Source organism: Enterobacter cloacae complex sp. CDL013 (genome assembly GCF_049238805.1).
GTDB lineage: Bacteria > Pseudomonadota > Gammaproteobacteria > Enterobacterales > Enterobacteriaceae > Enterobacter > Enterobacter hormaechei_C.
Window position 1 is genome coordinate 91,270 of sequence record NZ_JBMKGT010000004.1, and the last position, 20,440, is coordinate 111,709.

General features: G+C 55.1%; 18 protein-coding genes. 10 read left to right on the forward strand and 8 right to left on the reverse strand.

From position 1 onward, the window contains the following. Nucleotides 1-35: 35 nt before the first annotated feature. From lpdA to pdhR, 4 genes are all read right to left on the reverse strand, one after another. Complete coding sequence (gene lpdA, locus ACOTXD_RS08795; RefSeq protein ID WP_003856313.1) at nucleotides 36-1,460, reverse strand: dihydrolipoyl dehydrogenase; 1,425 nt, start codon at nucleotides 1,458-1,460, stop codon at nucleotides 36-38. A gap of 175 nt (nucleotides 1,461-1,635) precedes the next feature. Continuing rightward, nucleotides 1,636-3,534, reverse strand: a complete 1,899-nt coding sequence (gene aceF / locus ACOTXD_RS08800; RefSeq protein ID WP_023315404.1) for a pyruvate dehydrogenase complex dihydrolipoyllysine-residue acetyltransferase — start codon at nucleotides 3,532-3,534, stop codon at nucleotides 1,636-1,638. A gap of 14 nt (nucleotides 3,535-3,548) precedes the next feature. Further along, nucleotides 3,549-6,212 (reverse strand): pyruvate dehydrogenase (acetyl-transferring), homodimeric type, encoded by a 2,664-nt coding sequence (aceE, locus tag ACOTXD_RS08805; protein WP_003856315.1) that lies wholly within the window; start codon nucleotides 6,210-6,212, stop codon nucleotides 3,549-3,551. Between the two features lie 123 nt (nucleotides 6,213-6,335). After that, entirely contained in the window at nucleotides 6,336-7,100 is a 765-nt protein-coding gene (gene pdhR / locus ACOTXD_RS08810) for a pyruvate dehydrogenase complex transcriptional repressor PdhR (RefSeq protein ID WP_006173806.1), read from the reverse strand. A gap of 537 nt (nucleotides 7,101-7,637) precedes the next feature. Here pdhR and aroP point away from each other — a divergent pair. The 3 genes from aroP (at nucleotide 7,638) to ACOTXD_RS08825 (ending at nucleotide 11,531) form a co-directional block, all read left to right on the forward strand. After that, nucleotides 7,638-9,008, forward strand: a complete 1,371-nt coding sequence (gene aroP / locus ACOTXD_RS08815; protein ID WP_003856317.1) for an aromatic amino acid transporter AroP — start codon at nucleotides 7,638-7,640, stop codon at nucleotides 9,006-9,008. A gap of 164 nt (nucleotides 9,009-9,172) precedes the next feature. Continuing rightward, the gene (locus ACOTXD_RS08820; protein WP_023315402.1) at nucleotides 9,173-10,570 is read left to right on the forward strand and encodes a glycoside-pentoside-hexuronide (GPH):cation symporter; all 1,398 of its coding nucleotides are present in this window, start codon (nucleotides 9,173-9,175) and stop codon (nucleotides 10,568-10,570) included. Nucleotides 10,571-10,580: 10 nt separating this feature from the next. Next, a complete protein-coding gene (locus ACOTXD_RS08825) occupies nucleotides 10,581-11,531 on the forward strand; it encodes a family 43 glycosylhydrolase (protein ID WP_045330958.1) in 951 nt (316 codons plus the stop codon). 18 nt (nucleotides 11,532-11,549) lie between these two features. Here ACOTXD_RS08825 and ampE read toward each other — a convergent pair whose 3' ends face one another. Together ampE and ampD are read right to left on the reverse strand one after the other, a co-directional pair. Next, nucleotides 11,550-12,404, reverse strand: coding sequence for a beta-lactamase regulator AmpE (gene ampE, locus ACOTXD_RS08830; protein WP_003856320.1), 855 nt, complete (start codon nucleotides 12,402-12,404; stop codon nucleotides 11,550-11,552). Continuing rightward, nucleotides 12,401-12,964 carry a 1,6-anhydro-N-acetylmuramyl-L-alanine amidase AmpD gene (ampD, locus tag ACOTXD_RS08835; RefSeq protein WP_003856321.1) on the reverse strand — a complete coding sequence of 188 codons (564 nt, stop codon included), beginning with the start codon at nucleotides 12,962-12,964 and terminating at the stop codon, nucleotides 12,401-12,403. Before ampD ends, ampE begins: the two co-directional genes overlap by 4 nt. Nucleotides 12,965-13,051: 87 nt before the next feature. Between ampD and nadC the strand changes: the two genes are divergently transcribed. The 4 genes from nadC (at nucleotide 13,052) to hofC (ending at nucleotide 17,122) form a co-directional block, all read left to right on the forward strand. Then, nucleotides 13,052-13,945, forward strand: coding sequence for a carboxylating nicotinate-nucleotide diphosphorylase (gene nadC, locus ACOTXD_RS08840; RefSeq protein WP_048243506.1), 894 nt, complete (start codon nucleotides 13,052-13,054; stop codon nucleotides 13,943-13,945). A gap of 173 nt (nucleotides 13,946-14,118) precedes the next feature. Further along, nucleotides 14,119-14,556, forward strand: a complete 438-nt coding sequence (gene ppdD / locus ACOTXD_RS08845) for a prepilin peptidase-dependent pilin (protein ID WP_023315399.1) — start codon at nucleotides 14,119-14,121, stop codon at nucleotides 14,554-14,556. A 12-nt stretch (nucleotides 14,557-14,568) separates the two neighbouring features. Next, on the forward strand, nucleotides 14,569-15,948 hold the full coding sequence (gene gspE, locus ACOTXD_RS08850) for a type II secretion system protein GspE (protein WP_061856029.1): 1,380 nt from the start codon (nucleotides 14,569-14,571) through the stop codon (nucleotides 15,946-15,948). Continuing rightward, entirely contained in the window at nucleotides 15,938-17,122 is a 1,185-nt protein-coding gene (hofC, locus tag ACOTXD_RS08855) for a protein transport protein HofC (protein ID WP_126501110.1), read from the forward strand. Before gspE ends, hofC begins: the two co-directional genes overlap by 11 nt. 33 nt (nucleotides 17,123-17,155) lie before the next feature. On the opposite strand, the gene ACOTXD_RS08860 is transcribed toward hofC, so the two are convergent. After that, entirely contained in the window at nucleotides 17,156-18,199 is a 1,044-nt protein-coding gene (locus tag ACOTXD_RS08860) for a GMP reductase (RefSeq protein ID WP_017383777.1), read from the reverse strand. Between the two features lie 228 nt (nucleotides 18,200-18,427). Between ACOTXD_RS08860 and coaE the strand changes: the two genes are divergently transcribed. Genes coaE through yacG form a run of 3 tightly spaced genes read left to right on the forward strand, consistent with a single transcriptional unit; the run spans nucleotide 18,428 to nucleotide 19,995 of the window. After that, nucleotides 18,428-19,048 carry a dephospho-CoA kinase gene (coaE, locus tag ACOTXD_RS08865; protein ID WP_045350414.1) on the forward strand — a complete coding sequence of 207 codons (621 nt, stop codon included), beginning with the start codon at nucleotides 18,428-18,430 and terminating at the stop codon, nucleotides 19,046-19,048. Continuing rightward, nucleotides 19,048-19,791: a cell division protein ZapD gene (gene zapD / locus ACOTXD_RS08870; protein WP_061856027.1), complete on the forward strand. Its 744-nt coding sequence runs from the start codon at nucleotides 19,048-19,050 to the stop codon at nucleotides 19,789-19,791. Before coaE ends, zapD begins: the two co-directional genes overlap by 1 nt. Nucleotides 19,792-19,800: 9 nt before the next feature. Beyond that, entirely contained in the window at nucleotides 19,801-19,995 is a 195-nt protein-coding gene (yacG, locus tag ACOTXD_RS08875) for a DNA gyrase inhibitor YacG (RefSeq protein ID WP_003856332.1), read from the forward strand. 34 nt (nucleotides 19,996-20,029) lie between these two features. Here yacG and mutT read toward each other — a convergent pair whose 3' ends face one another. Beyond that, entirely contained in the window at nucleotides 20,030-20,422 is a 393-nt protein-coding gene (mutT, locus tag ACOTXD_RS08880) for an 8-oxo-dGTP diphosphatase MutT (protein WP_032610174.1), read from the reverse strand. Nucleotides 20,423-20,440 lie beyond the last annotated feature (18 nt).

Genomic DNA, 20,440 nt, shown 5'->3' on the forward strand with positions numbered 1-20,440 from the left:
AGCGGCCTGAGGCCGCTTTTTTCATCTGAAGAAACTTATTTCTTCTTCGCTTTCGCGTTTGGCAGGTCGGTGATGCTACCTTCAAACACTTCTGCCGCCAGGCCCACGGACTCGTGCAGAGTCGGGTGAGCGTGGATGGTCAGCGCGATGTCTTCCGCGTCACAGCCCATTTCGATAGCCAGACCGATTTCACCCAGCAGCTCGCCGCCGTTGGTACCGACAATCGCACCACCGATTACACGGTGAGTTTCTTTGTCGAAGATCAGTTTGGTCATACCGTCTGCGCAGTCGGACGCGATAGCACGGCCAGAAGCAGCCCACGGGAAGGTGGCGGTTTCGTAGCTGATGCCTTTCTCTTTCGCTTCTTTCTCAGTCAGACCAACCCATGCAACTTCTGGCTCGGTGTAGGCGATAGATGGGATCACTTTCGGATCGAAGTAGTGCTTCATGCCGGCGATAACTTCAGCGGCAACGTGACCTTCGTGAACACCTTTGTGCGCCAGCATTGGCTGACCGACGATATCGCCGATAGCAAAGATGTGCGGCACGTTGGTACGCAGCTGTTTGTCAACGCGGATGAAGCCACGGTCGTCCACTTCCACGCCAGCTTTGCCCGCGTCGAGGTTTTTACCGTTCGGCACACGGCCGATAGCCACCAGCACGGCGTCGTAACGCTGTGGTTCGGATGGGGCTTTTTTGCCTTCCATGGAAACGTAAATACCGTCTTCTTTCGCTTCAACGGCAGTCACTTTGGTTTCCAGCATCAGGTTGAATTTCTTACTGATGCGTTTGGTGAAGACTTTAACGATGTCTTTGTCGGCAGCCGGGATAACCTGGTCGAACATTTCAACCACGTCGATCTCTGAACCCAGCGCATGGTACACGGTACCCATTTCCAGACCGATGATACCGCCGCCCATAACCAGCAGACGCTTAGGAACGGTTTTCAGCTCCAGCGCATCGGTGGAATCCCACACGCGTGGATCTTCATGTGGAATGAATGGCAGTTCGATTGGGCGAGAGCCTGCCGCGATGATCGCGTTGTCGAAGTTAATCACGGTTTTACCGTTTTCACCTTCCACTTCCAGGGTGTTCGCACCGGTGAATTTACCCAGACCGTTTACCACTTTCACTTTACGGCCTTTGGCCATACCCGCCAGACCGCCGGTCAGCTGAGTGATAACTTTCTCTTTCCAGGTACGAATTTTGTCGATGTCGGTCTTCGGCTCGCCGAAGACGATACCGTGTTCAGCCAGCGCTTTGGCTTCTTCGATAACTTTCGCTACGTGCAGCAGCGCTTTAGAAGGGATACAGCCGACGTTCAGACAAACACCGCCGAGGGTGCTGTAACGTTCTACGATGACGGTTTCCAGACCTAAATCCGCGGCGCGAAATGCTGCGGAGTAACCTGCCGGGCCTGCCCCAAGTACTACGACCTGAGTTTTGATTTCTGTGCTCATCATGACCTCTTAATGTATACCCGTCGTCCACCGGGTCGTTCTATCCGCCCGTATTTTACAAAATTGTTAACAATTTTGAAACAACAAACGGCTCACGAATTATCGCTTTCACCAATAACCTCAAAAACCCCATGAGATTATCAGAAAAAAGCCGGCCGATTGGCCGGCTTTTCGATTACATCACCAGGCGGCGAATGTCGCTCAGCATGTTGTTAATGATGGTGATGAAACGCGCACCATCAGCCCCGTCGATCACGCGGTGGTCGAAGGACAGAGAGATTGGCATCATCAGACGCGGTACGAACTCTTTGCCATTCCACACCGGCTCCATCGCGGACTTGGACACACCGAGGATAGCCACTTCCGGCGCGTTCACAATCGGCGCGAAGTGGGTGGTACCCAGGCCGCCGATGCTGGAGATGGTGAAGCAGCCGCCCTGCATTTCGCCGGCAGTCAGCTTACCATCACGCGCTTTCTTGGAGATGGTGGTCAGTTCACGGGACAGCTCTGTGACGCTCTTCTTGTTCACGTCTTTGAAGACCGGAACAACCAGACCATTTGGCGTATCAACCGCAACACCGATGTTGATGTATTTCTTCAGCGTCAGCTTCTGGCCGTCTTCGGACAGGGAGCTGTTGAAGCGTGGCATCTGTTCCAGCGCCGCCGCAACCGCTTTCATGATGAAGACCACTGGGGTGAACTTCACGTCCAGCTTACGCTTCTCAGCTTCGGCGTTCTGCTGTTTACGGAACGCTTCCAGATCGGTGATATCGGTCTTATCGAAGTGGGTAACGTGCGGGATCATCACCCAGTTACGGCTCAGGTTAGCACCGGAGATTTTCTGGATACGGCCCAGTTCCACTTCTTCGATTTCGCCGAACTTGCTGAAGTCCACTTTCGGCCATGGCAGCATACCCGGGATACCGCCGCCAGCGGCTGCCGCAGGTGCAGCTTCGGCGCGTTTCACCGCGTCTTTCACGTAAGCCTGAACGTCTTCGCGCAGGATACGACCTTTACGGCCGGTGCCCTTCACTTTCGCCAGGTTCACGCCGAATTCGCGCGCCAGGCGACGGATCAGCGGAGTCGCGTGGACATAAGCGTCGTTTTCAGCGAACTCAGATTTTTCTGCTTTAGCAGCAGGGGCAGCAGCCGGTTTAGCAGCCTGAGCCGGTGCAGCAGCCGGTGCCGGAGCAGCCGCAGCAGCAGGAGCGGCGGCAGGTGCAGCGCCTTCCACTTCGAAGACCATGATCAGAGAGCCGGTAGAGACTTTGTCGCCGGTGCTGATTTTGATCTCTTTAACGGTACCCGCGAACGGCGCAGGCACTTCCATGGAAGCTTTGTCGCCTTCAACGGTGATCAGTGACTGTTCAGCGGCAACTTTGTCGCCCACTTTCACCATCACTTCGGTCACTTCAACTTCGTCACCGCCGATGTCTGGTACGTTAACGTCTTTCACGCCGCCAGCAGCCGCTGGTGCAGCAGCCGGAGCCGGAGCAGCTTCCGCTTTCGCTGGAGCCGCAGCGCCTTCAGAGCCCGCCACTTCGAAAATCATGATCAGGGAACCCGTAGACACTTTGTCACCGGTGTTGATCTTGATCTCTTTAACGGTACCGGCGAATGGCGCTGGTACTTCCATAGAGGCTTTATCGCCTTCTACGGTGATCAGTGACTGCTCAGCCGCAACGGTATCGCCCACTTTCACCAGGATTTCAGTGACTTCAACTTCGTCACCGCCGATGTCAGGCACGTTCACTTCTTTCGCTGCCGCGGCCGCCGCTGGAGCAGCAGCAGGAGCGGCTTCTTTCTTCTCTTCCTGCGCAGGTGCAGCAGCTGCTGCACCGTCGGCGGAATCGAAAATCATGATCAGTTTGCCAGTCTCGGTTTTATCGCCAACAGAGACTTTGATCTCTTTAACGATGCCAGCCTGAGGAGACGGGACTTCCATAGAAGCTTTGTCGCCTTCTACGGTGATCAGCGACTGTTCAGCTTCAACTTTGTCGCCCACTTTGACCAGGATCTCGGTGATTTCAACTTCATCAGCCCCGATGTCCGGTACATTGATTTCGATAGCCATTATTCTTTTACCTCTTACGCCAGACGCGGGTTAACTTTATCTGCATCGATGTTGAATTTAGTAATTGCGTCTGCAACCACTTTCTTATCGATTTCGCCACGTTTAGCCAGTTCGCCCAGTGCTGCTACAACCACGTAGGAAGCATCAACTTCGAAGTGGTGACGCAGGTTTTCGCGGCTGTCAGAACGACCGAAGCCGTCAGTACCCAGTACGCGATAATCATCAGCTGGAACGTAAGTACGAACCTGCTCAGCGAACAGTTTCATATAGTCAGTAGACGCCACCGCTGGCGCGTCGTTCATCACCTGAGCGATGTACGGAACGCGTGGGGTTTCCATTGGGTGCAGCATGTTCCAGCGCTCACAATCCTGGCCATCACGCGCCAGTTCAGTGAAGGAGGTAACAGAGTACACATCGGAACCCACACCGTAGTCTTTCGCCAGGATCTGCGCTGCTTCACGAACGTGACGCAGGATAGAACCGGAGCCCAGCAGCTGAACTTTACCTTTGCTACCTTCGATGGTTTCGAGTTTGTAGATACCTTTACGGATACCTTCCTCGGCGCCTGCTGGCATTGCCGGCATGTGGTAGTTTTCGTTCAGGGTGGTGATGTAGTAGTAAATATTCTCTTGCGCTTCACCGTACATGCGCTGCAAGCCGTCATGCATGATGACTGCCACTTCGTACGCGTAAGACGGATCGTAAGAGATACAGTTAGGGATAGTCAGTGACTGAATGTGGCTGTGACCATCTTCGTGCTGTAGACCTTCACCGTTCAGGGTCGTACGACCAGAAGTACCCCCGATCAGGAAGCCGCGAGCCTGCTGATCGCCTGCCTGCCAGCACAGGTCACCGATACGCTGGAACCCGAACATGGAGTAGTAGATGTAGAACGGGATCATCGGCAGGTTGTTGGTGCTGTAAGAGGTCGCAGCAGCCAGCCAGGATGCGCCTGCACCCAGTTCGTTGATACCTTCCTGAAGGATCTGGCCTTTCTCGTCTTCTTTGTAGTATGCAACCTGCTCACGGTCCTGCGGGGTGTACTGCTGGCCGTTCGGACTGTAGATACCGATCTGACGGAACAGACCTTCCATACCGAAAGTACGCGCTTCGTCGGCGATGATTGGAACCAGACGATCTTTGATCGACTTGTTCTTCAGCATCACGTTCAGGGCACGAACGAAAGCGATAGTGGTAGAGATCTCTTTGTTCTGCTCTTCCAGCAGCTGAGAGAAATCTTCCAGCGCTGGCAGTTCCAGCTTCTCGGTGAAGTTAGGCTGACGAGCAGGCAGGTAGCCTTTCAGCGCCTGACGACGTTCGTGCAGGTACTTGTGTTCTTCAGACCCTTCCGGGAAGGTGATGTAAGACAGTTTTTCTACCTGCTCATCGGTCACTGGAACGTTGAAACGGTCGCGGATATAACGCACGCCGTCCATGTTCATTTTCTTAACCTGGTGAGCGATGTTCTTACCTTCTGCGGTATCACCCATGCCGTAACCTTTGATGGTGTGGGCCAGGATCACAGTCGCTTTACCTTTGGTTTCACGCGCTTTTTTCAGTGCAGCGTAAACTTTCTTCGGATCGTGACCACCGCGGTTCAGCGCCCAGATCTGCTCGTCAGTCCAGTCTGCAACCAGGGCTGCGGTTTCAGGATATTTGCCGAAGAAGTGCTCACGAACGTAGGCACCGTCTTTGGATTTGAAGGTCTGGTAGTCGCCGTCAACGGTTTCGTTCATCAGCTGGATCAGTTTACCGCTGGTGTCTTTACGCAGCAGTTCATCCCAACGACCGCCCCACATCACTTTGATCACGTTCCAGCCAGCACCTGCGAAGATGCCTTCCAGTTCGTTGATGATCTTGCCGTTACCGGTTACCGGACCATCCAGACGTTGCAGGTTACAGTTGATGATGAAGCACAGGTTGTCCAGCTTCTCACGGGTCGCGATGGTGATCGCGCCTTTAGATTCTGGCTCATCCATTTCACCGTCGCCCAGGAAGGCGTAAACGGTCTGCTCAGAGGTGTCTTTCAGACCACGGTGTTCCAGGTACTTCAGGAATTTAGCCTGATAGATCGCACCGATTGGACCCAGACCCATAGATACGGTCGGGAACTGCCAGAACTCAGGCATCAGTTTAGGGTGCGGGTAAGAAGACAGACCCTTACCGTGAACTTCCTGACGGAAGTTGTTCATCTGCTCTTCAGTCAGACGACCTTCCAGGAAGGCACGTGCATAGATGCCCGGAGAGATGTGGCCCTGGAAGTACACCAGATCGCCGCCGTCTTTCTCGTTAGCTGCACGGAAGAAGTGGTTGAAGCACACTTCGTAAATGGTCGCAGAAGACTGGAAGGACGCCATGTGGCCACCCAGTTCCAGGTCTTTCTTGGATGCGCGCAGAACGGTCATGATGGCGTTCCAGCGGATAGCAGAACGGATACGGCGTTCCAGATCCAGATTGCCCGGGTATTCCGGTTCGTCTTCGACGGCAATCGTGTTTACGTAGTTGCTAGCCCCTGCACCTGAAGCCACTTTCACGCCGCCTTTGCGTGCTTCAGAAAGCAGCTGATCAATCAGATACTGAGCGCGCTCAACACCTTCTTCACGGATGACCGATTCGATCGCCTGTAGCCAGTCGCGAGTTTCGATCGGATCCACGTCATTTTGGAGACGTTCTGACATGGGGGTATTCCTTATCTATCTAATACGTTGATTTGTCTGGAACCTGTCCCATTGTATTTTCGCCAGAAAACACAATAAGACAGGTTCTGCGTTTAGTTGCCGCGCTCTAAAAGTACCTGGCGCTTAATCCTTTCGTTGCTGTATGCGGCGTAATGAACGTTCGCGACGCGATTGTTCACGGCTGCGGTCCAGCAAGATTTCCTCAATGAAAGCCAGATGGCGGTGCGACGCTTCGCGCGCCTGCTCCGGTTCCCCGGCCATTATCGCCTCGAATACTCGGGTGCGATGGTTGCTTACCAGCGGGAGCATCTCCCGACGGGCATACAACAATTCAAAATTCTGACGAACGTTCTGGGCCAGCATCGGCTCCATGCAGCGTAGCAGATGGAGGAGCACCACGTTGTGCGCCGCTTCGGTGACGGCAATTTGATACTGGACGACGGCGCTGGACTCGGCGTCTAAATCGCCGGACTGCTGTGCCCGTTCAATGGCCTGATGCAGCTCGCGAATACGTACGCGGTCTTCATCAGTGCTGCGAAGGGCGGCGTAATAGGCCGCGATACCTTCCAGCGCGTGACGGGTCTCAAGCAGATCAAACTGGGATTCTGGGTGGTCAGAGAGAAGTTCTACCAGCGGGTCGCTGAAGCTCTGCCACAGGCTGTTTTGCACAAAGGTTCCGCCACCCTGGCGACGGAGCAACAGGCCCTTTGCTTCGAGACGTTGAATCGCCTCACGCAGAGAGGGACGTGAAACGTCGAACTGTTTTGCCAGCTCGCGTTCTGGCGGGAGCTTCTCGCCCGGGCGCAGTGTCCCTTCGAGAATTAAAAACTCCAGCTGCTGCTCAATCACATCGGAAAGTTTTGGTTGGCGAATTTTGCTGTAGGCCATATTCCCTGTCTTACGCCTTTTTGCCCGGAGTCAATTGGTCTTACCAATTTCATGTTCGTATCGCTAAAGTAACAAAGTATTCACCTTCTGTCCATATTGGTTTTGATTGAAATCAGTAAACCCGGCACATTTTAACAACCTTACAGAACTAACGTTTCAGGAATGTAACTTTGCACAAATGAAATGGTTACTACCAAAGAGGCAGTTTTAACCATAATGAAACGAGGGTTTTTGCAATCTGAAGCGATTCAACAAGGCAAAAAATGAAAATTCGCCCTCTTATGATGAATTTCTATTCTATAGGTTGGGGTATGAGGGGTTAACGTACCGATTTACAATTGGTTTCTTTTTATTCAAGTCGTCATCGCCCCTTCATAAAGCAGGTGCATTCGCTGGCGCTTACCACTATTCTGGCGCTAACGGAAGCCATCTCCGCTTTTTTCGGTATCGTTAACCGTAAAGAAATAAATACAGAATATGGACTTTCATAATTACACACGCACAGCGTGAACATAACAACCACACACGAGGTTTCAAATGGAAGCTCAACAGCATGGCGATCAGCTAAAGCGCGGCCTTAAAAACCGCCATATACAGCTCATCGCCCTGGGCGGTGCTATTGGTACTGGCCTGTTTCTGGGCAGTGCATCGGTTATCCAGTCGGCCGGTCCGGGCATTATTTTGGGGTACGCGATAGCGGGTTTCATTGCATTTCTGATTATGCGTCAGTTAGGGGAAATGGTTGTTGAGGAGCCGGTCGCAGGCTCATTCAGCCACTTCGCCTATAAATACTGGGGCAGCTTCGCAGGTTTCGCCTCGGGCTGGAACTACTGGGTTCTGTACGTTCTGGTTGCCATGGCCGAGCTGACCGCCGTCGGGAAATACATTCAGTTCTGGTACCCGGAGATCCCTACCTGGGCGTCTGCGGCGGCCTTCTTCGTCCTGATTAACGCCATTAACCTCACCAACGTAAAAGTGTTCGGTGAGATGGAGTTCTGGTTTGCCATCATCAAAGTGATTGCCGTTGTAGCGATGATCATCTTCGGCGGCTGGCTGCTGTTCAGCGGCAACGGCGGCCCGCAGGCCACCGTGCGCAACCTTTGGGAGCAAGGCGGGTTCTTGCCTCACGGCATGACCGGCCTGGTGATGATGATGGCGATCATTATGTTCTCCTTCGGCGGTCTGGAGCTGGTGGGCATCACCGCCGCGGAAGCCGACAACCCGGAACAGAGCATCCCGAAAGCCACAAATCAGGTTATCTACCGCATCCTGATCTTCTATGTGGGCTCACTGGCGGTGCTGCTCTCGCTGCTGCCATGGACGCGCGTCACGGCGGATACCAGCCCGTTTGTGCTCATCTTCCACGAGCTGGGCGATACCTTCGTGGCGAACGCGCTCAACGTCGTGGTGCTGACCGCTGCGCTCTCCGTTTATAACAGCTGCGTTTACTGCAACAGCCGTATGCTGTTCGGCCTGGCGCAACAGGGCAACGCACCGAAAGCGCTGCTCACCGTTGATAAGCGTGGCGTACCGGTTAATACCATCATCGTGTCGGCGGTCGTGACGGCGCTGTGCGTGCTGATTAACTACCTGGCCCCGGAATCAGCCTTCGGTCTGCTGATGGCGCTGGTGGTTTCCGCCCTGGTGATTAACTGGGCAATGATTAGCCTCGCGCACATCAAGTTCCGCCGCGCCAAGCAGCAGCAGGGCGTAACCACGCGCTTCCCTGCCCTGCTCTATCCGCTGGGGAACTGGGTTTGCCTGCTGTTCATGGCAGCTGTACTGGTCATCATGCTCATCACCCCAGGCATGGCGATTTCCGTCTACCTGATCCCGGTCTGGATTGCGATCCTCGGCGTGGGTTATATGGTGAAACAGAAAAATGCCAAAACGGTGAAAGCGCACTAAATGTTTTCTCGCTGTACTCGCGGTTGCGGGTACAGCGTCTTGTTACCTTCCTCACAAATTCGCGCCAACAGCAAAATCCTCCATATCACCGCCTTTATATTGCAACGCATATATTCGTTTGCCAGCAAATAATTCTCTCCATACCGAAACCCGGAGAGCTGTCGATGAATAACAACAAACTGTCAGTAAAAGAAAAGATCGGCTATGGCATGGGTGACGCCGGATGCAACATTATCTTTGGCGCCATCATGTTATTTGTTAACTATTTTTATACGGATATTTTTGGTCTGGCTCCTGCACTGGTTGGCGTTTTACTCCTGTCCGTGCGCGTCATTGATGCCGTAACGGACCCGATCATGGGCGCGATTGCTGACCGTACCCGCAGCAAATATGGCCGGTTTCGTCCATGGCTGCTGTGGATTGCCTTCCCCTATGCGCTGTTCAGCATTCTGATGTTCACCACGCCAGAGTGGAGCTATAACAGCAAAGTTATCTATGCCTTTGTCACCTACTTCCTGCTGTCGCTGACCTATACCGCCATCAACATTCCGTACTGCTCGCTCGGCGGCGTGATCACCAACGACCCGAAAGAGCGCGTTGCCTGCCAGTCCTACCGTTTTGTTATGGTTGGTATCGCCACGCTGCTGCTGTCGCTAACGCTCCTGCCAATGGCCGACTGGTTCGGTGGGGATAACAAAGCCAAAGGCTACCAGATGGCGATGACCGTGCTGGCGCTGATTGGTACCTGCATGTTCCTGTTCTGCTTCGCCACGGTGCGCGAGCGCGTGCGTCCGGCGGTGCAAACCCATGACGAACTTAAAAACGACCTGAAAGACGTGTGGAAGAACGACCAGTGGGTGCGGATCCTGCTGTTAACCCTGTGCAACGTCTGCCCTGGCTTTATCCGCATGGCGGCCACCATGTATTACGTTACCTGGGTCATGGGGCAAAGCACCCATTTCGCCACGCTGTTTATCAGCCTGGGCGTGATCGGCATGATGTTCGGCAGTATGCTGGCGAAAGTGCTGACCGACCGCTGGTGCAAGCTGAAGGTCTTCTTCTGGACCAACATCGCGCTGGCGATTTTCTCCTGCGCCTTCTACTTCTTCGACCCGAAAGCGACGACAACCATTGTTGTGCTTTACGTCCTGCTGAACATCCTGCACCAGATCCCATCCCCGCTGCACTGGTCCCTGATGGCCGACGTGGACGACTACGGTGAATGGAAAACCGGGAAACGTATCACCGGGATCAGCTTCTCCGGCAACATCTTCTTCCTGAAACTGGGTCTGGCGATTGCCGGGGCAATGGTCGGTTTCCTGCTCTCCTGGTACGGCTACGATGCGGGCGCAAAAGCGCAGAGCGCGGATGCCATCAACGGGATCGTGCTGCTCTTTACCGTCATTCCTGGCATTGGATACTTAATTACCGCGGGCGTAGTACGTCTGCTGAAAGTGGACCGTGAGACCATGAAGCAGATCCAGTCCGATCTGGAAAAGCGTCGCACCAACTATCGCGAGCTGAACGATTATCAGGAACTCAAAGCCGCTGAGACTAAATAAGGAAAGCCGAATGCAAACCTGGCCAAACCCGTTTATTGAACAACGCGCCGACCCGTATATCCTGCGTCACGATGGGCAATATTACTTTATCGCCTCCGTACCGGAGTACGATCGGCTGGCGATCCGCCGCGCGGACTCGCTGGAAGGTTTACGCGATGCCGAAGAGGTGGTTGTCTGGCGCAAGCCCGACACCGGCCCGATGAGCCAGCTGATCTGGGCACCGGAACTGCATCATATCGACGGCAGTTGGTACATCTATTTTGCCGCCACGCATACCCAGGCGCTCGATCAGCTCGGGATGTTCCAGCATCGCATGTTTGCCATTGAATGCGCAGATCGCGATCCGCTCACCGGTACGTGGGTGGAAAAAGGGCAAATCAAAACCCCGTTTGACACCTTCGCGCTGGATGCCACCACCTTTGTTCATCAGGGTAAACGCTGGTATTTGTGGGCGCAAAAAGCCCCGGATATTTCCGGTAACTCGAATCTTTACCTGTGTGAAATGGAAAATCCGTGGACGCTGAAAGGCGAGCCGGTGATGCTCAGTAAACCGGAATATGACTGGGAGTGCCGCGGGTTCTGGGTCAATGAAGGCCCGGCGGTGCTGTTCCATGGCGATAAGCTGTTTATCAGCTATTCCGCCAGCGCCACCGACGAGAACTACTGCATGGGATTACTGTGGGCAGACCTGAATGCCGATCCGCAAAACCCGGCTAACTGGCATAAATCCCCGCGCCCGGTGTTCGTCACCAGCTACGAAAACCGTCAGTATGGGCCAGGCCATAACAGCTTTACGCAGACGCCGGAGGGCGAAGATGTGCTGGTCTACCACGCGCGAAACTACACTGAAATTGAAGGCGATCCGCTTTACGATCCCAATCGCCATACTCGCCTGAAACTCATCCGCTGGAACGAAAACGGGATGCCTGAATTCGGCATCCCGCCCGCAGATACACCGTAACGGCTTCGGCGCGCTGGCTTAAACCAGCGTGCCGTAAATCGTCAGCAGCGCCACAATCACCACCACCACAAACGACGTTTTCTTCGCCATCGAGACGGCAGCCTTTGGCGTTGCGACTTTGTCCGTGTGCGGCTCACGCGCCAGCGAGAACTGTGCCAGTCGGGTTAAAACCTGATACTGCGAGGTATGACGGTCAGCAAGGGAGACAAACCACGCGGGCAGCGCCTTTTCACCGTGACCGATGAGGGCATAGACCACGCCTACCAGACGCACCGGAAGCCAGTCGAGCACGTGCAGGATGGCATCAATGCCGGACTGTAGACGTTCATGCGGCGTAAGATAGCGGGCAAGCCAGGTCTGCCAGGCGCGCAGGAACGCGTAACCCATCAGCAGTACCGGCCCCCAGGGTCCGCCCACCACGAACCAGAACAGCGGCGCCAGGTAGTAACGGAAGTTAATCCACAGCAGCGCGTTTTGCAGCTCCCGCAGAAACTCGCGTTCATCGCAGTCCGGCGGTACGCCGTGGATCATCGTCAACTCGCTCGCCATCGCGCCGCGCGCGTGGGCATCATCCCGGGAAGCGGCTTTCAGATACGCGTGATAGTGCAAACGCACCTTGCCCGCGCCAATACACAACACACCGAGCAGGATCCACACCACCAGCAGCGGCACGTTGAAAAAGAGGCCGTAAAGCGAGCGCAGCAACAGGAACGTAATGGCCATCACGCCTGCCGCCATCAGCAGCGTGCGCAGCATGGAAAAATGCCTGATGCGGCGGAATAACACCTCCAGCCGATGATCCAGATGCCAGTGCTCGCCGAGCTTAAACAGGCGTTCAGCGATCATAACCAGCAGCATGGTAAACAACGTCATGTTATCTCCTTATCTGACGACGTGGTAAGCATGGCGTGAAACCGGGACCAGTCAAACGCCGGGCCGGGGTCGGTTTTTCTTTCGGGGGCGATGTCGCTGTGCCCTGTAATATTGTCTGCAATGGCGGGATAGCGCCCGATTAACGTTTGCGTTACAGCAACCAGTTTCTCATATTGCGCATCGGTGTAAGGCGTGGTGTCCGTTCCTTCCAGTTCAATTCCAATGGAGAAATCATTGCACCGCTCGCGCCCCTGATACTTCGACACGCCGGCATGCCAGGCACGCTTATCAAAAGGAACATACTGAACCACTTCGCCATCACGACGGATCAGACAGTGCGCCGATACGCGCAGATGCGCAATCTCAGCAAAGAAGGGGTGGGCATCGGGATCTATCGTTCCAGTGAATAACGCATCGATCCACGGACCGCCAAACTCACCCGGCGGGAGACTAATATTGTGAACCACCAGCAGTGTGGGCTTTTCATCCTCCGGGCGGCAGTCGTGGTGCGGCGACGGTACATGCCGCGCGTCCACCAGCCATCCGTTTTCTAACAACATGCTGGAACTTCTTATCTATGGTGCTGTTACTCGGTTCAGAGTAGCATGTTTCAATATTATGATTCGTTACCAATTTGGAGTTTTATCATGCCGCCTCGCCGCTATAACCCCGACCACCGACGTGACGCGCTTCTGGAACGTATTAATAGTGATATCCCGGCAAGCGTTGCCCATGCCCTGAGAGAAGACCTCGGCGGTGACGTCAGCGCCGATAACGATATTACCGCCCAATTGTTGCCAAAAGAGACACGCTCGCATGCGGTGATTATCACCCGTGAAGCAGGGGTTTTCTGCGGCAAACGCTGGGTTGAGGAGGTCTTTACCCAGCTGGCGGGCGACGAGGTGCAGGTAACATGGCACGTTGAGGACGGCGATGCGGTCACGGCGAATCAGCCACTGTTCGAACTGGACGGCCCGTCCCGCGTCTTGCTGACTGGTGAACGCACCGCGCTCAATTTTGTGCAAACGCTCTCTGGCGTTGCCAGTGAAGTACGCCGCTACGTTGACCTGCTGGCAGGCACCCGCACGCAGCTGCTGGATACCCGTAAAACCCTGCCGGGCCTGCGCACCGCGCTGAAATACGCGGTACTCTGCGGTGGCGGCGCCAACCATCGTCTGGGGCTATCCGATGCCTTCCTGATCAAAGAGAACCACATTATTGCCTCTGGCTCGGTGCGTCAGGCCGTGGAAAAAGCCTTCTGGCTGCATCCGGATGTGCCCGTCGAAGTGGAAGTGGAAACGCTGGAGGAGCTGGACGAGGCCATTAAAGCGGGGGCTGACATCATCATGCTCGATAACTTCGACACGGAGCAGATGCGTGAAGCGGTCAAACGCACAAACGGCCAGGCGCAGCTTGAGGTGTCCGGCAACGTGACGTTCGACACCATCCGCGAATTTGCTGAAACCGGCGTCGATTACATCTCCGTAGGCGCCCTGACCAAGCACGTCCGCGCCCTCGACCTCTCGATGCGCTTCAAATAAATTATCCCCCCTCTCCGCCCGGAGAGGGGAAATACGAAACCGCTCGCAATTACGCTGTCCTTCTCTGCAACACTGAATCATTTCCCTGAAAGCCCCTTCACGTTCACGCTTTTGCCCCTCGTTTCTGCGCGCAGTCACTGCCACAGTAGCGCCACTTAACATAAGGAGCAGACATGAACAGACAACAAGGTTTTACCCTGATTGAGCTAATGGTGGTCATTGGCATTATTGCCATCCTGAGCGCGATTGGCGTCCCGGCCTATCAGAACTACCTGCGAAAAGCGGCGCTCACCGATATGCTGCAAACGTTCATCCCCTACCGCACCGCCATTGAGCTTTGCGCCCTGGATCGTGGTGGTGTGGATCGCTGCGACGCAGGCACCAATGGCATCCCCTCCCCGACAACCACACGTTACGTTTCAGCGATGAGCGTGGCGAAGGGGATCGTATCGTTAACAGGGCAGGAAAGCCTTAACGGACTTGAAGTGCTCATGACACCGATCTGGAGCGACGGTAACGGTATGACGGGCTGGACGCGTGACTGCAAAATTGCGTCCGACACGGCGCTCAGACAAGCCTGTGAAGATGTTTTCCGCTTCGACAACAACTGACAGGAGTGGACAATGAATACCGAGCAGCTTATGACGCTCTGTCAGCGCCATCACGCACTGCTACTCGCAAGCGACACCGAGATGATCAGCATTGCGGTGGTGGGTAATCCTGCCTCTGAGCTGATGGAAGCGTTACGCTTCGCCACGCAGAAACGTATTGATATTGAGTGCTGGACGGCTGAACGGATGGAAAAACGGCTTCAGTCCCTCTCATCATCACACCTGCCGGGCATCGCGCCAAACTCAGCCGCTGACGTGCTCAGTACAACCTTGCAGCAGGCAGTAAACCAGCGGGCTTCTGACATCCATATTGAACCGACGGAGCACGGTTACCAGATCCGTTTGCGAATCGACGGTGTTCTCTACCCGCAACCGTCGATCTCTGCCGCCCTCGGGACGACGCTTGCCGCACGCCTGAAGGTGCTGGGTCAACTGGATATTGCGGAGCGCCGCCTGCCGCAGGACGGTCAGTTTACGGTGGAGCTGGCAAGCGTCCCCGTCTCTTTTCGTATCGCAACCCTTCCCTGTAGCGGTGGAGAAAAAATCGTGCTTCGTCTGCTTCACCAGGTACAGCAGGCTCTGGAGCTTGAACAGCTGGGGATGAGCGCAGACCAGCAGGCCCGTTTTGCCGGGGCGCTTAACAGCCCTCAGGGGTTGATTCTGGTCACCGGCCCGACCGGTAGCGGGAAAACGGTGACGCTGTACAGCGCGTTACAGGCGCGAAATACCCCTGACGTTAATATTTGCAGCGTGGAAGATCCCGTTGAAATCCCGCTTGCAGGCTTAAACCAGACGCAGATTAATCCGCGTGCGGGGCTGACCTTCCAGAGCGTGCTGCGCGCCCTGCTCAGGCAGGATCCTGACATCATTATTGTAGGTGAAATTCGTGACGGCGAAACGGCAGAAATTGCCATTAAGGCGGCACAAACCGGGCATCTGGTGCTGTCCACCCTCCATACTAATTCGACGACTGAAACGCTGGTACGGCTGCAACAGATGGGCGTCGCGCGCTGGATGATCTCTTCGGCGCTCTCGATGGTGATTGCCCAGCGGCTGGTGCGCCGTTTATGCCCGTACTGCCGACAGGAAGCCAGCCGCCACACCGAATTACCCCGCACGCTGTGGCCCCGACCGCTTCCTCGCTGGCAACCCACCAGCTGCGATCGCTGCTACCACGGTTTTTATGGTCGCGTAGCCATTTTTGAAGTGCTCGTCATCGACGACACGCTGCGGCAGGCCATCGCCAGCGGAGCAAGCACGGAGGTGATTGGGTCCAGCGCTCGTCAGGCGGGAATGACCTCTTTGTTTGAGCATGGCTGCATGGCCGTAGAGCAAGGGCTGACTACGCTCGAAGAGTTGTTGCGCGTCCTGGGAATGCCCGATGGCTGCTAATTCGCTCTGGCGCTGGCGTGCCCTGACCACCGAGGGGGAGGTGCAAACCGGCACCCTCTGGGCCATCGACCGTAACGCAGCTTACACGGCTCTGGTGCTTAAACAGCTGCACCCGCTGGCGCTAAAACGCTGCCAGCAGCGCCACCGATGGCAGGTGCAGCACTGCTACGATATTTTTCGCCAGCTCGCCACGCTGCTACAGGCCGGACTCACGCTGTCCCAAAGCCTGCACATGCTGGCGGAACAGCATCCTTTGCAGCACTGGCAGGCGCTGCTGCACAGTCTTGCTGATGACCTGAGCGAAGGTTTCGCTCTGTCAGAGGCCATGAAGAAATGGCCAGAGGTGTTTAGCCCCCTTTATGTCTCGATGGTGAAGACGGGTGAACTGACGGGTAAGCTCGAAGCCTGCTGCCGTCAGCTTGCGCAGCAACAAAAATCCCAGCAGCAGCTCAGTGCAAAGGTGAAGAAAGCGCTGCGCTATCCGCTGATCATCCTGACGCTGGCCGTTTTCGTGGTGCTGGCGATGGTCACGCTGGTTTTGCCTGAGTTTGCTGCAATCTACAAAACGTTCAACACCCCGCTCCCTTTGCTCACGCAGGCAGTCATGGGGCTGGCGGCCTTGGTTCAGGCGCATATCCTCACCCTTTTGGCCCTGCTCGTGGCAATGGTTGTCATCGCCTGTAAGCTGCGGCGGCATCCGCGCTGGCAGTATGTCTTGTTACATGTACCGGTGATGGGCACGCTGACGCGCGGGCAAAAACTGGGGCAAATTTTTACCGTGCTGTCATTAACCCAGCAGGCCGGAATTGCCTTTTTACAAGGACTGGAGAGTGTGGAGGAGACCGTTGAGTGTGGCTACTGGCAGGAGAAACTCCGTGAGATACGCAGCGATATCGAACAGGGGATGCCCGTGTGGTCCTCCTTCCAGAAGGCCTCTGTTTTTACGCCACTGTGTATTCAGCTCATTCGCACCGGAGAAGTGTCGGGTTCACTGGATGTCATGCTGATGAATCTGGCCCGCCATCATACGGAACAGACATTTCAGCAGGCAGACAATCTGGCGGCGCTTCTTGAGCCTTTGCTACTGGTCGTGACAGGTCTGATTATTGGCACGCTGGTGGTGGCAATGTATCTGCAGATTTTCCATCTGGGGGATGCAATGAGCGCGGGGTAACGCTGGCGCACGGACGCGCGCCAGCCGTAGCCGTCAGAGGCTATTGAAAACGCGGTTTTCCTGCTCCTGAACGCGGATAAACGTCGTGCGTTTAGTCAGCTCTTTCAGGCGGGAAGCCCCAACGTAGGTGCAGGCAGAACGCAGTCCGCCGAGGATATCGCGCGCCGTGTTTTCGACCGGACCACGCAGTGGTAGCTTAACGGTTTTGCCTTCCGCCGCACGGTATTTCGCGACACCACCCACGTGACGGGTCATCGCGGATTCAGAGCTCATTCCGTAGAATAGCATGAATTTCTCGCCGTTCTCTTCCACCACGGTACCGCCGCTCTCTTCGTGGCCTGCCAGCATGCCGCCGAGCATCACGAAATCCGCGCCGCCGCCGAAGGCTTTCGCGACATCGCCTGGCATGGTGCAGCCACCGTCGCTGATGATCTGGCCGCCCAGACCGTGCGCAGCGTCAGCGCATTCAATTACCGCAGACAGCTGCGGATAACCCACACCGGTTTTCACGCGCGTGGTGCAAACGGAGCCCGGGCCAATGCCCACTTTCACAATGTCGGCTCCGGAGAGGATCAGCTCTTCACACATTTCACCGGTCACCACGTTGCCCGCGATGATGGTTTTGGTTGGCCAGGCTTCACGCGCCTTGCTGACGAACTGGACGAAATGTTCGGAATAACCATTTGCCACGTCAATGCAGACAAAATTCAGCGCCGGATTGGCGTTCAGGATCTGTTTGGTTTTCTCGAAATCTGCATCAGACGTACCGGTCGAGACCATCACATGCTTCACCACGTCAGCCGAGGCGGAGGCGACAAACGCATCCCACTCTTCAGCGCTGTAGTGTTTGTGTACCGCAGTAAGGATGTCGAATTGCGCCAGTGCGGTCGCCATCTCGAAGGTCCCGACGGTGTCCATGTTGGCCGCGATAATCGGCACGCCAGACCACGTCTGACCGGAATGCTTAAAGGTGAATTGACGTTCGAGTTCAACGTCTGAGCGACTTTTCAGTGTAGAGCGTTTAGGGCGGATAAGAACGTCTTTGAAACCTAACTTCAGATCTTCTTCGATACGCATGTGCGGATTCCTGGGGTTAGAGGCAAATATATTAAAAGCACAACTCCAGTGACGCTATCATACGCACTAATACCTGCTCCGCAAGACTGCGAAATTCTCTTTTTTTACGCTACAATCCTATAAATTTACCTGGTAAAAAGCGGGTAAAGAGAGCTAAACATTGGCTGTTGTAAGTTTGAATTTTAAGCAACTGATTTTAAAACTGAATAATTCCCAGGATCTGATTTAATGGGGTATATCGTCGCATTAACCGGCGGCATCGGTAGTGGTAAAAGCACCGTTGCGCACGCGTTTGCTCGTCTCGGCATCACGATTATCGACGCCGATATCATTGCCCGTCATGTGGTAGAACCCAATACACCCGCCTTAAACGCCATCGAAGCGCATTTTGGTCGCCGTGTGATACAGGCTGACGGCACCCTGAATCGTCGGCAGCTGCGTGAGTACATATTTTCCGATCCAGCGGAAAAAGCCTGGCTTAATGCCCTGCTCCACCCCATTATCCACCAGGAAACTCAGCGTCAAATTGCCGCAGCCCGTTCGCCCTATGTGTTGTGGGTCGTCCCGTTACTAGTGGAAAATCAGCTTCAGAATAAAGCAGACAGAACGCTGGTGATTGACGTTTCCCGCGAAACGCAAATCCAGAGAACCATGGCGCGTGACCATGTTTCACGCGAACATGCTGAACAAATTCTTGCCGCACAGGCCACGCGCGAAGCGCGCCTCGCCGTTGCGGATGATGTTATTGATAATAACGGCGCACCAGATGCCATTGCATCGGATGTTGCTCGTCTGCACGCGCAGTATCTGACCTTCGCCGCGCAGGCCGTTGCACAGGAAAAACCATAATGTCGACTCATATCCTTTTTGAGCACCCGCTTAACGAAAAAATGCGTACCTGGCTACGCATAGAATTTCTTATTCAACAGCTTTCACAACATCTGCCTGTCAACGATCACGCCACCGCGCTGCATTTTTTCCGCAACGTGGGCGATCTGCTGGATGTGATTGAACGCGGTGACGTCCGCACTGAGCTGTTGAAAGAGCTGGAGCGCCAGCAGCGTAAATTACAGGCCTGGGCCGAAGTACCGGGCGTGGATCAAAGTCGAATTGACGCTTTACGCCAGCAGCTGAAAAACAGCAGCACGACGCTGATGGCCGCGCCGCGCGTTGGCCAGTTTTTACGAGAGGATCGTCTGATTGCGCTGGTGCGCCAGCGCCTGAGCATACCGGGCGGTTGCTGTAGCTTTGACCTGCCAACGCTGCATATGTGGTTGCACATGCCGCAGGAACAGCGCGATCGCCAGGTGAACAGCTGGCTGGGCAGCCTGGAGCCGATGAATCAGACGTTATCCTTGATCCTCGATCTTGTGCGTAACTCTGCCCCGTTCCGCAAACAAACCAGTCTCAACGGTTTCTATCAGGATAACGGCGACGACGCCGATCTTCTGCGCCTGAATCTGTCTCTTAACGAGCAGCTTTACCCGCAAATTTCCGGACATAAAAGCCGTTTCGCGATCCGCTTTATGCCGCTGGACAGTGAACATGGCACCGTGCCGGAACGCCTCGATTTTGAACTGGCCTGTTGTTAAGGAGTGCCGATGTCTGACGTAACCACCGTAAACTGCCCAACCTGTGGGAAAACTGTCGTCTGGGGAGAAGTGAGTCCATTTCGCCCATTCTGCTGCAAGCGCTGTCAGCTTATAGACCTGGGCGAATGGGCGGCGGAAGAGAAACGCATTCCGAGCGAAGGCGATCTCTCGGATAGCGATGACTGGAGCGAAAACCAGCAGTAACGTTCAAAGCCTGCTGGCGCTTCGCGTAGCAGGCCTACGGTTGTGCAACCAGCCGAAGGATCACAGGCTCATTGGCGGGCGGAAATTTTTCCGCATCGCTGGCCTGAAGCTCAATCCAGTTACCCGGCTGCCCCTCTTTACCCCACGGTTCACCTTCCCAGCTTTCCACCAGCCAGAACCACAGCGTGATGTGACGATCCGGAAACTGGTACTCCAGCTTATCGAACAGCGTTGCGCCATGCGGGGTGATCCCCACCTCTTCCTGAAGCTCACGCACCAGCGCCTGCTCCGGCGTTTCACCTGATTCGATTTTCCCGCCGGGGAATTCCCATTTGTTGGCCATGTGCGCATCGGCGGCACGTTGGGTAATGAAGATCTGGTTTTGCGGGTTGCGAATGATCCCGACAGCAATTTGCAGTGTTTTCATCATGTCACTTCCATAAAA

Bases quoted from the DNA above. Each gene is read 5' to 3' on its own strand.
- lpdA (WP_003856313.1), bottom strand. From the start codon at position 1,460: ATGAGCACAGAAATCAAAACTCAGGTCGTAGTACTTGGGGCAGGCCCG.
- aceF (WP_023315404.1), bottom strand. From the start codon at position 3,534: ATGGCTATCGAAATCAATGTACCGGACATCGGGGCTGATGAAGTTGAA.
- aceE (WP_003856315.1), bottom strand. From the start codon at position 6,212: ATGTCAGAACGTCTCCAAAATGACGTGGATCCGATCGAAACTCGCGAC.
- pdhR (WP_006173806.1), bottom strand. From the start codon at position 7,100: ATGGCCTACAGCAAAATTCGCCAACCAAAACTTTCCGATGTGATTGAG.
- aroP (WP_003856317.1), top strand. From the start codon at position 7,638: ATGGAAGCTCAACAGCATGGCGATCAGCTAAAGCGCGGCCTTAAAAAC.
- ACOTXD_RS08820 (WP_023315402.1), top strand. From the start codon at position 9,173: ATGAATAACAACAAACTGTCAGTAAAAGAAAAGATCGGCTATGGCATG.
- ACOTXD_RS08825 (WP_045330958.1), top strand. From the start codon at position 10,581: ATGCAAACCTGGCCAAACCCGTTTATTGAACAACGCGCCGACCCGTAT.
- ampE (WP_003856320.1), bottom strand. From the start codon at position 12,404: ATGACGTTGTTTACCATGCTGCTGGTTATGATCGCTGAACGCCTGTTT.
- ampD (WP_003856321.1), bottom strand. From the start codon at position 12,964: ATGTTGTTAGAAAACGGATGGCTGGTGGACGCGCGGCATGTACCGTCG.
- nadC (WP_048243506.1), top strand. From the start codon at position 13,052: ATGCCGCCTCGCCGCTATAACCCCGACCACCGACGTGACGCGCTTCTG.
- ppdD (WP_023315399.1), top strand. From the start codon at position 14,119: ATGAACAGACAACAAGGTTTTACCCTGATTGAGCTAATGGTGGTCATT.
- gspE (WP_061856029.1), top strand. From the start codon at position 14,569: ATGAATACCGAGCAGCTTATGACGCTCTGTCAGCGCCATCACGCACTG.
- hofC (WP_126501110.1), top strand. From the start codon at position 15,938: ATGGCTGCTAATTCGCTCTGGCGCTGGCGTGCCCTGACCACCGAGGGG.
- ACOTXD_RS08860 (WP_017383777.1), bottom strand. From the start codon at position 18,199: ATGCGTATCGAAGAAGATCTGAAGTTAGGTTTCAAAGACGTTCTTATC.
- coaE (WP_045350414.1), top strand. From the start codon at position 18,428: ATGGGGTATATCGTCGCATTAACCGGCGGCATCGGTAGTGGTAAAAGC.
- zapD (WP_061856027.1), top strand. From the start codon at position 19,048: ATGTCGACTCATATCCTTTTTGAGCACCCGCTTAACGAAAAAATGCGT.
- yacG (WP_003856332.1), top strand. From the start codon at position 19,801: ATGTCTGACGTAACCACCGTAAACTGCCCAACCTGTGGGAAAACTGTC.
- mutT (WP_032610174.1), bottom strand. From the start codon at position 20,422: ATGAAAACACTGCAAATTGCTGTCGGGATCATTCGCAACCCGCAAAAC.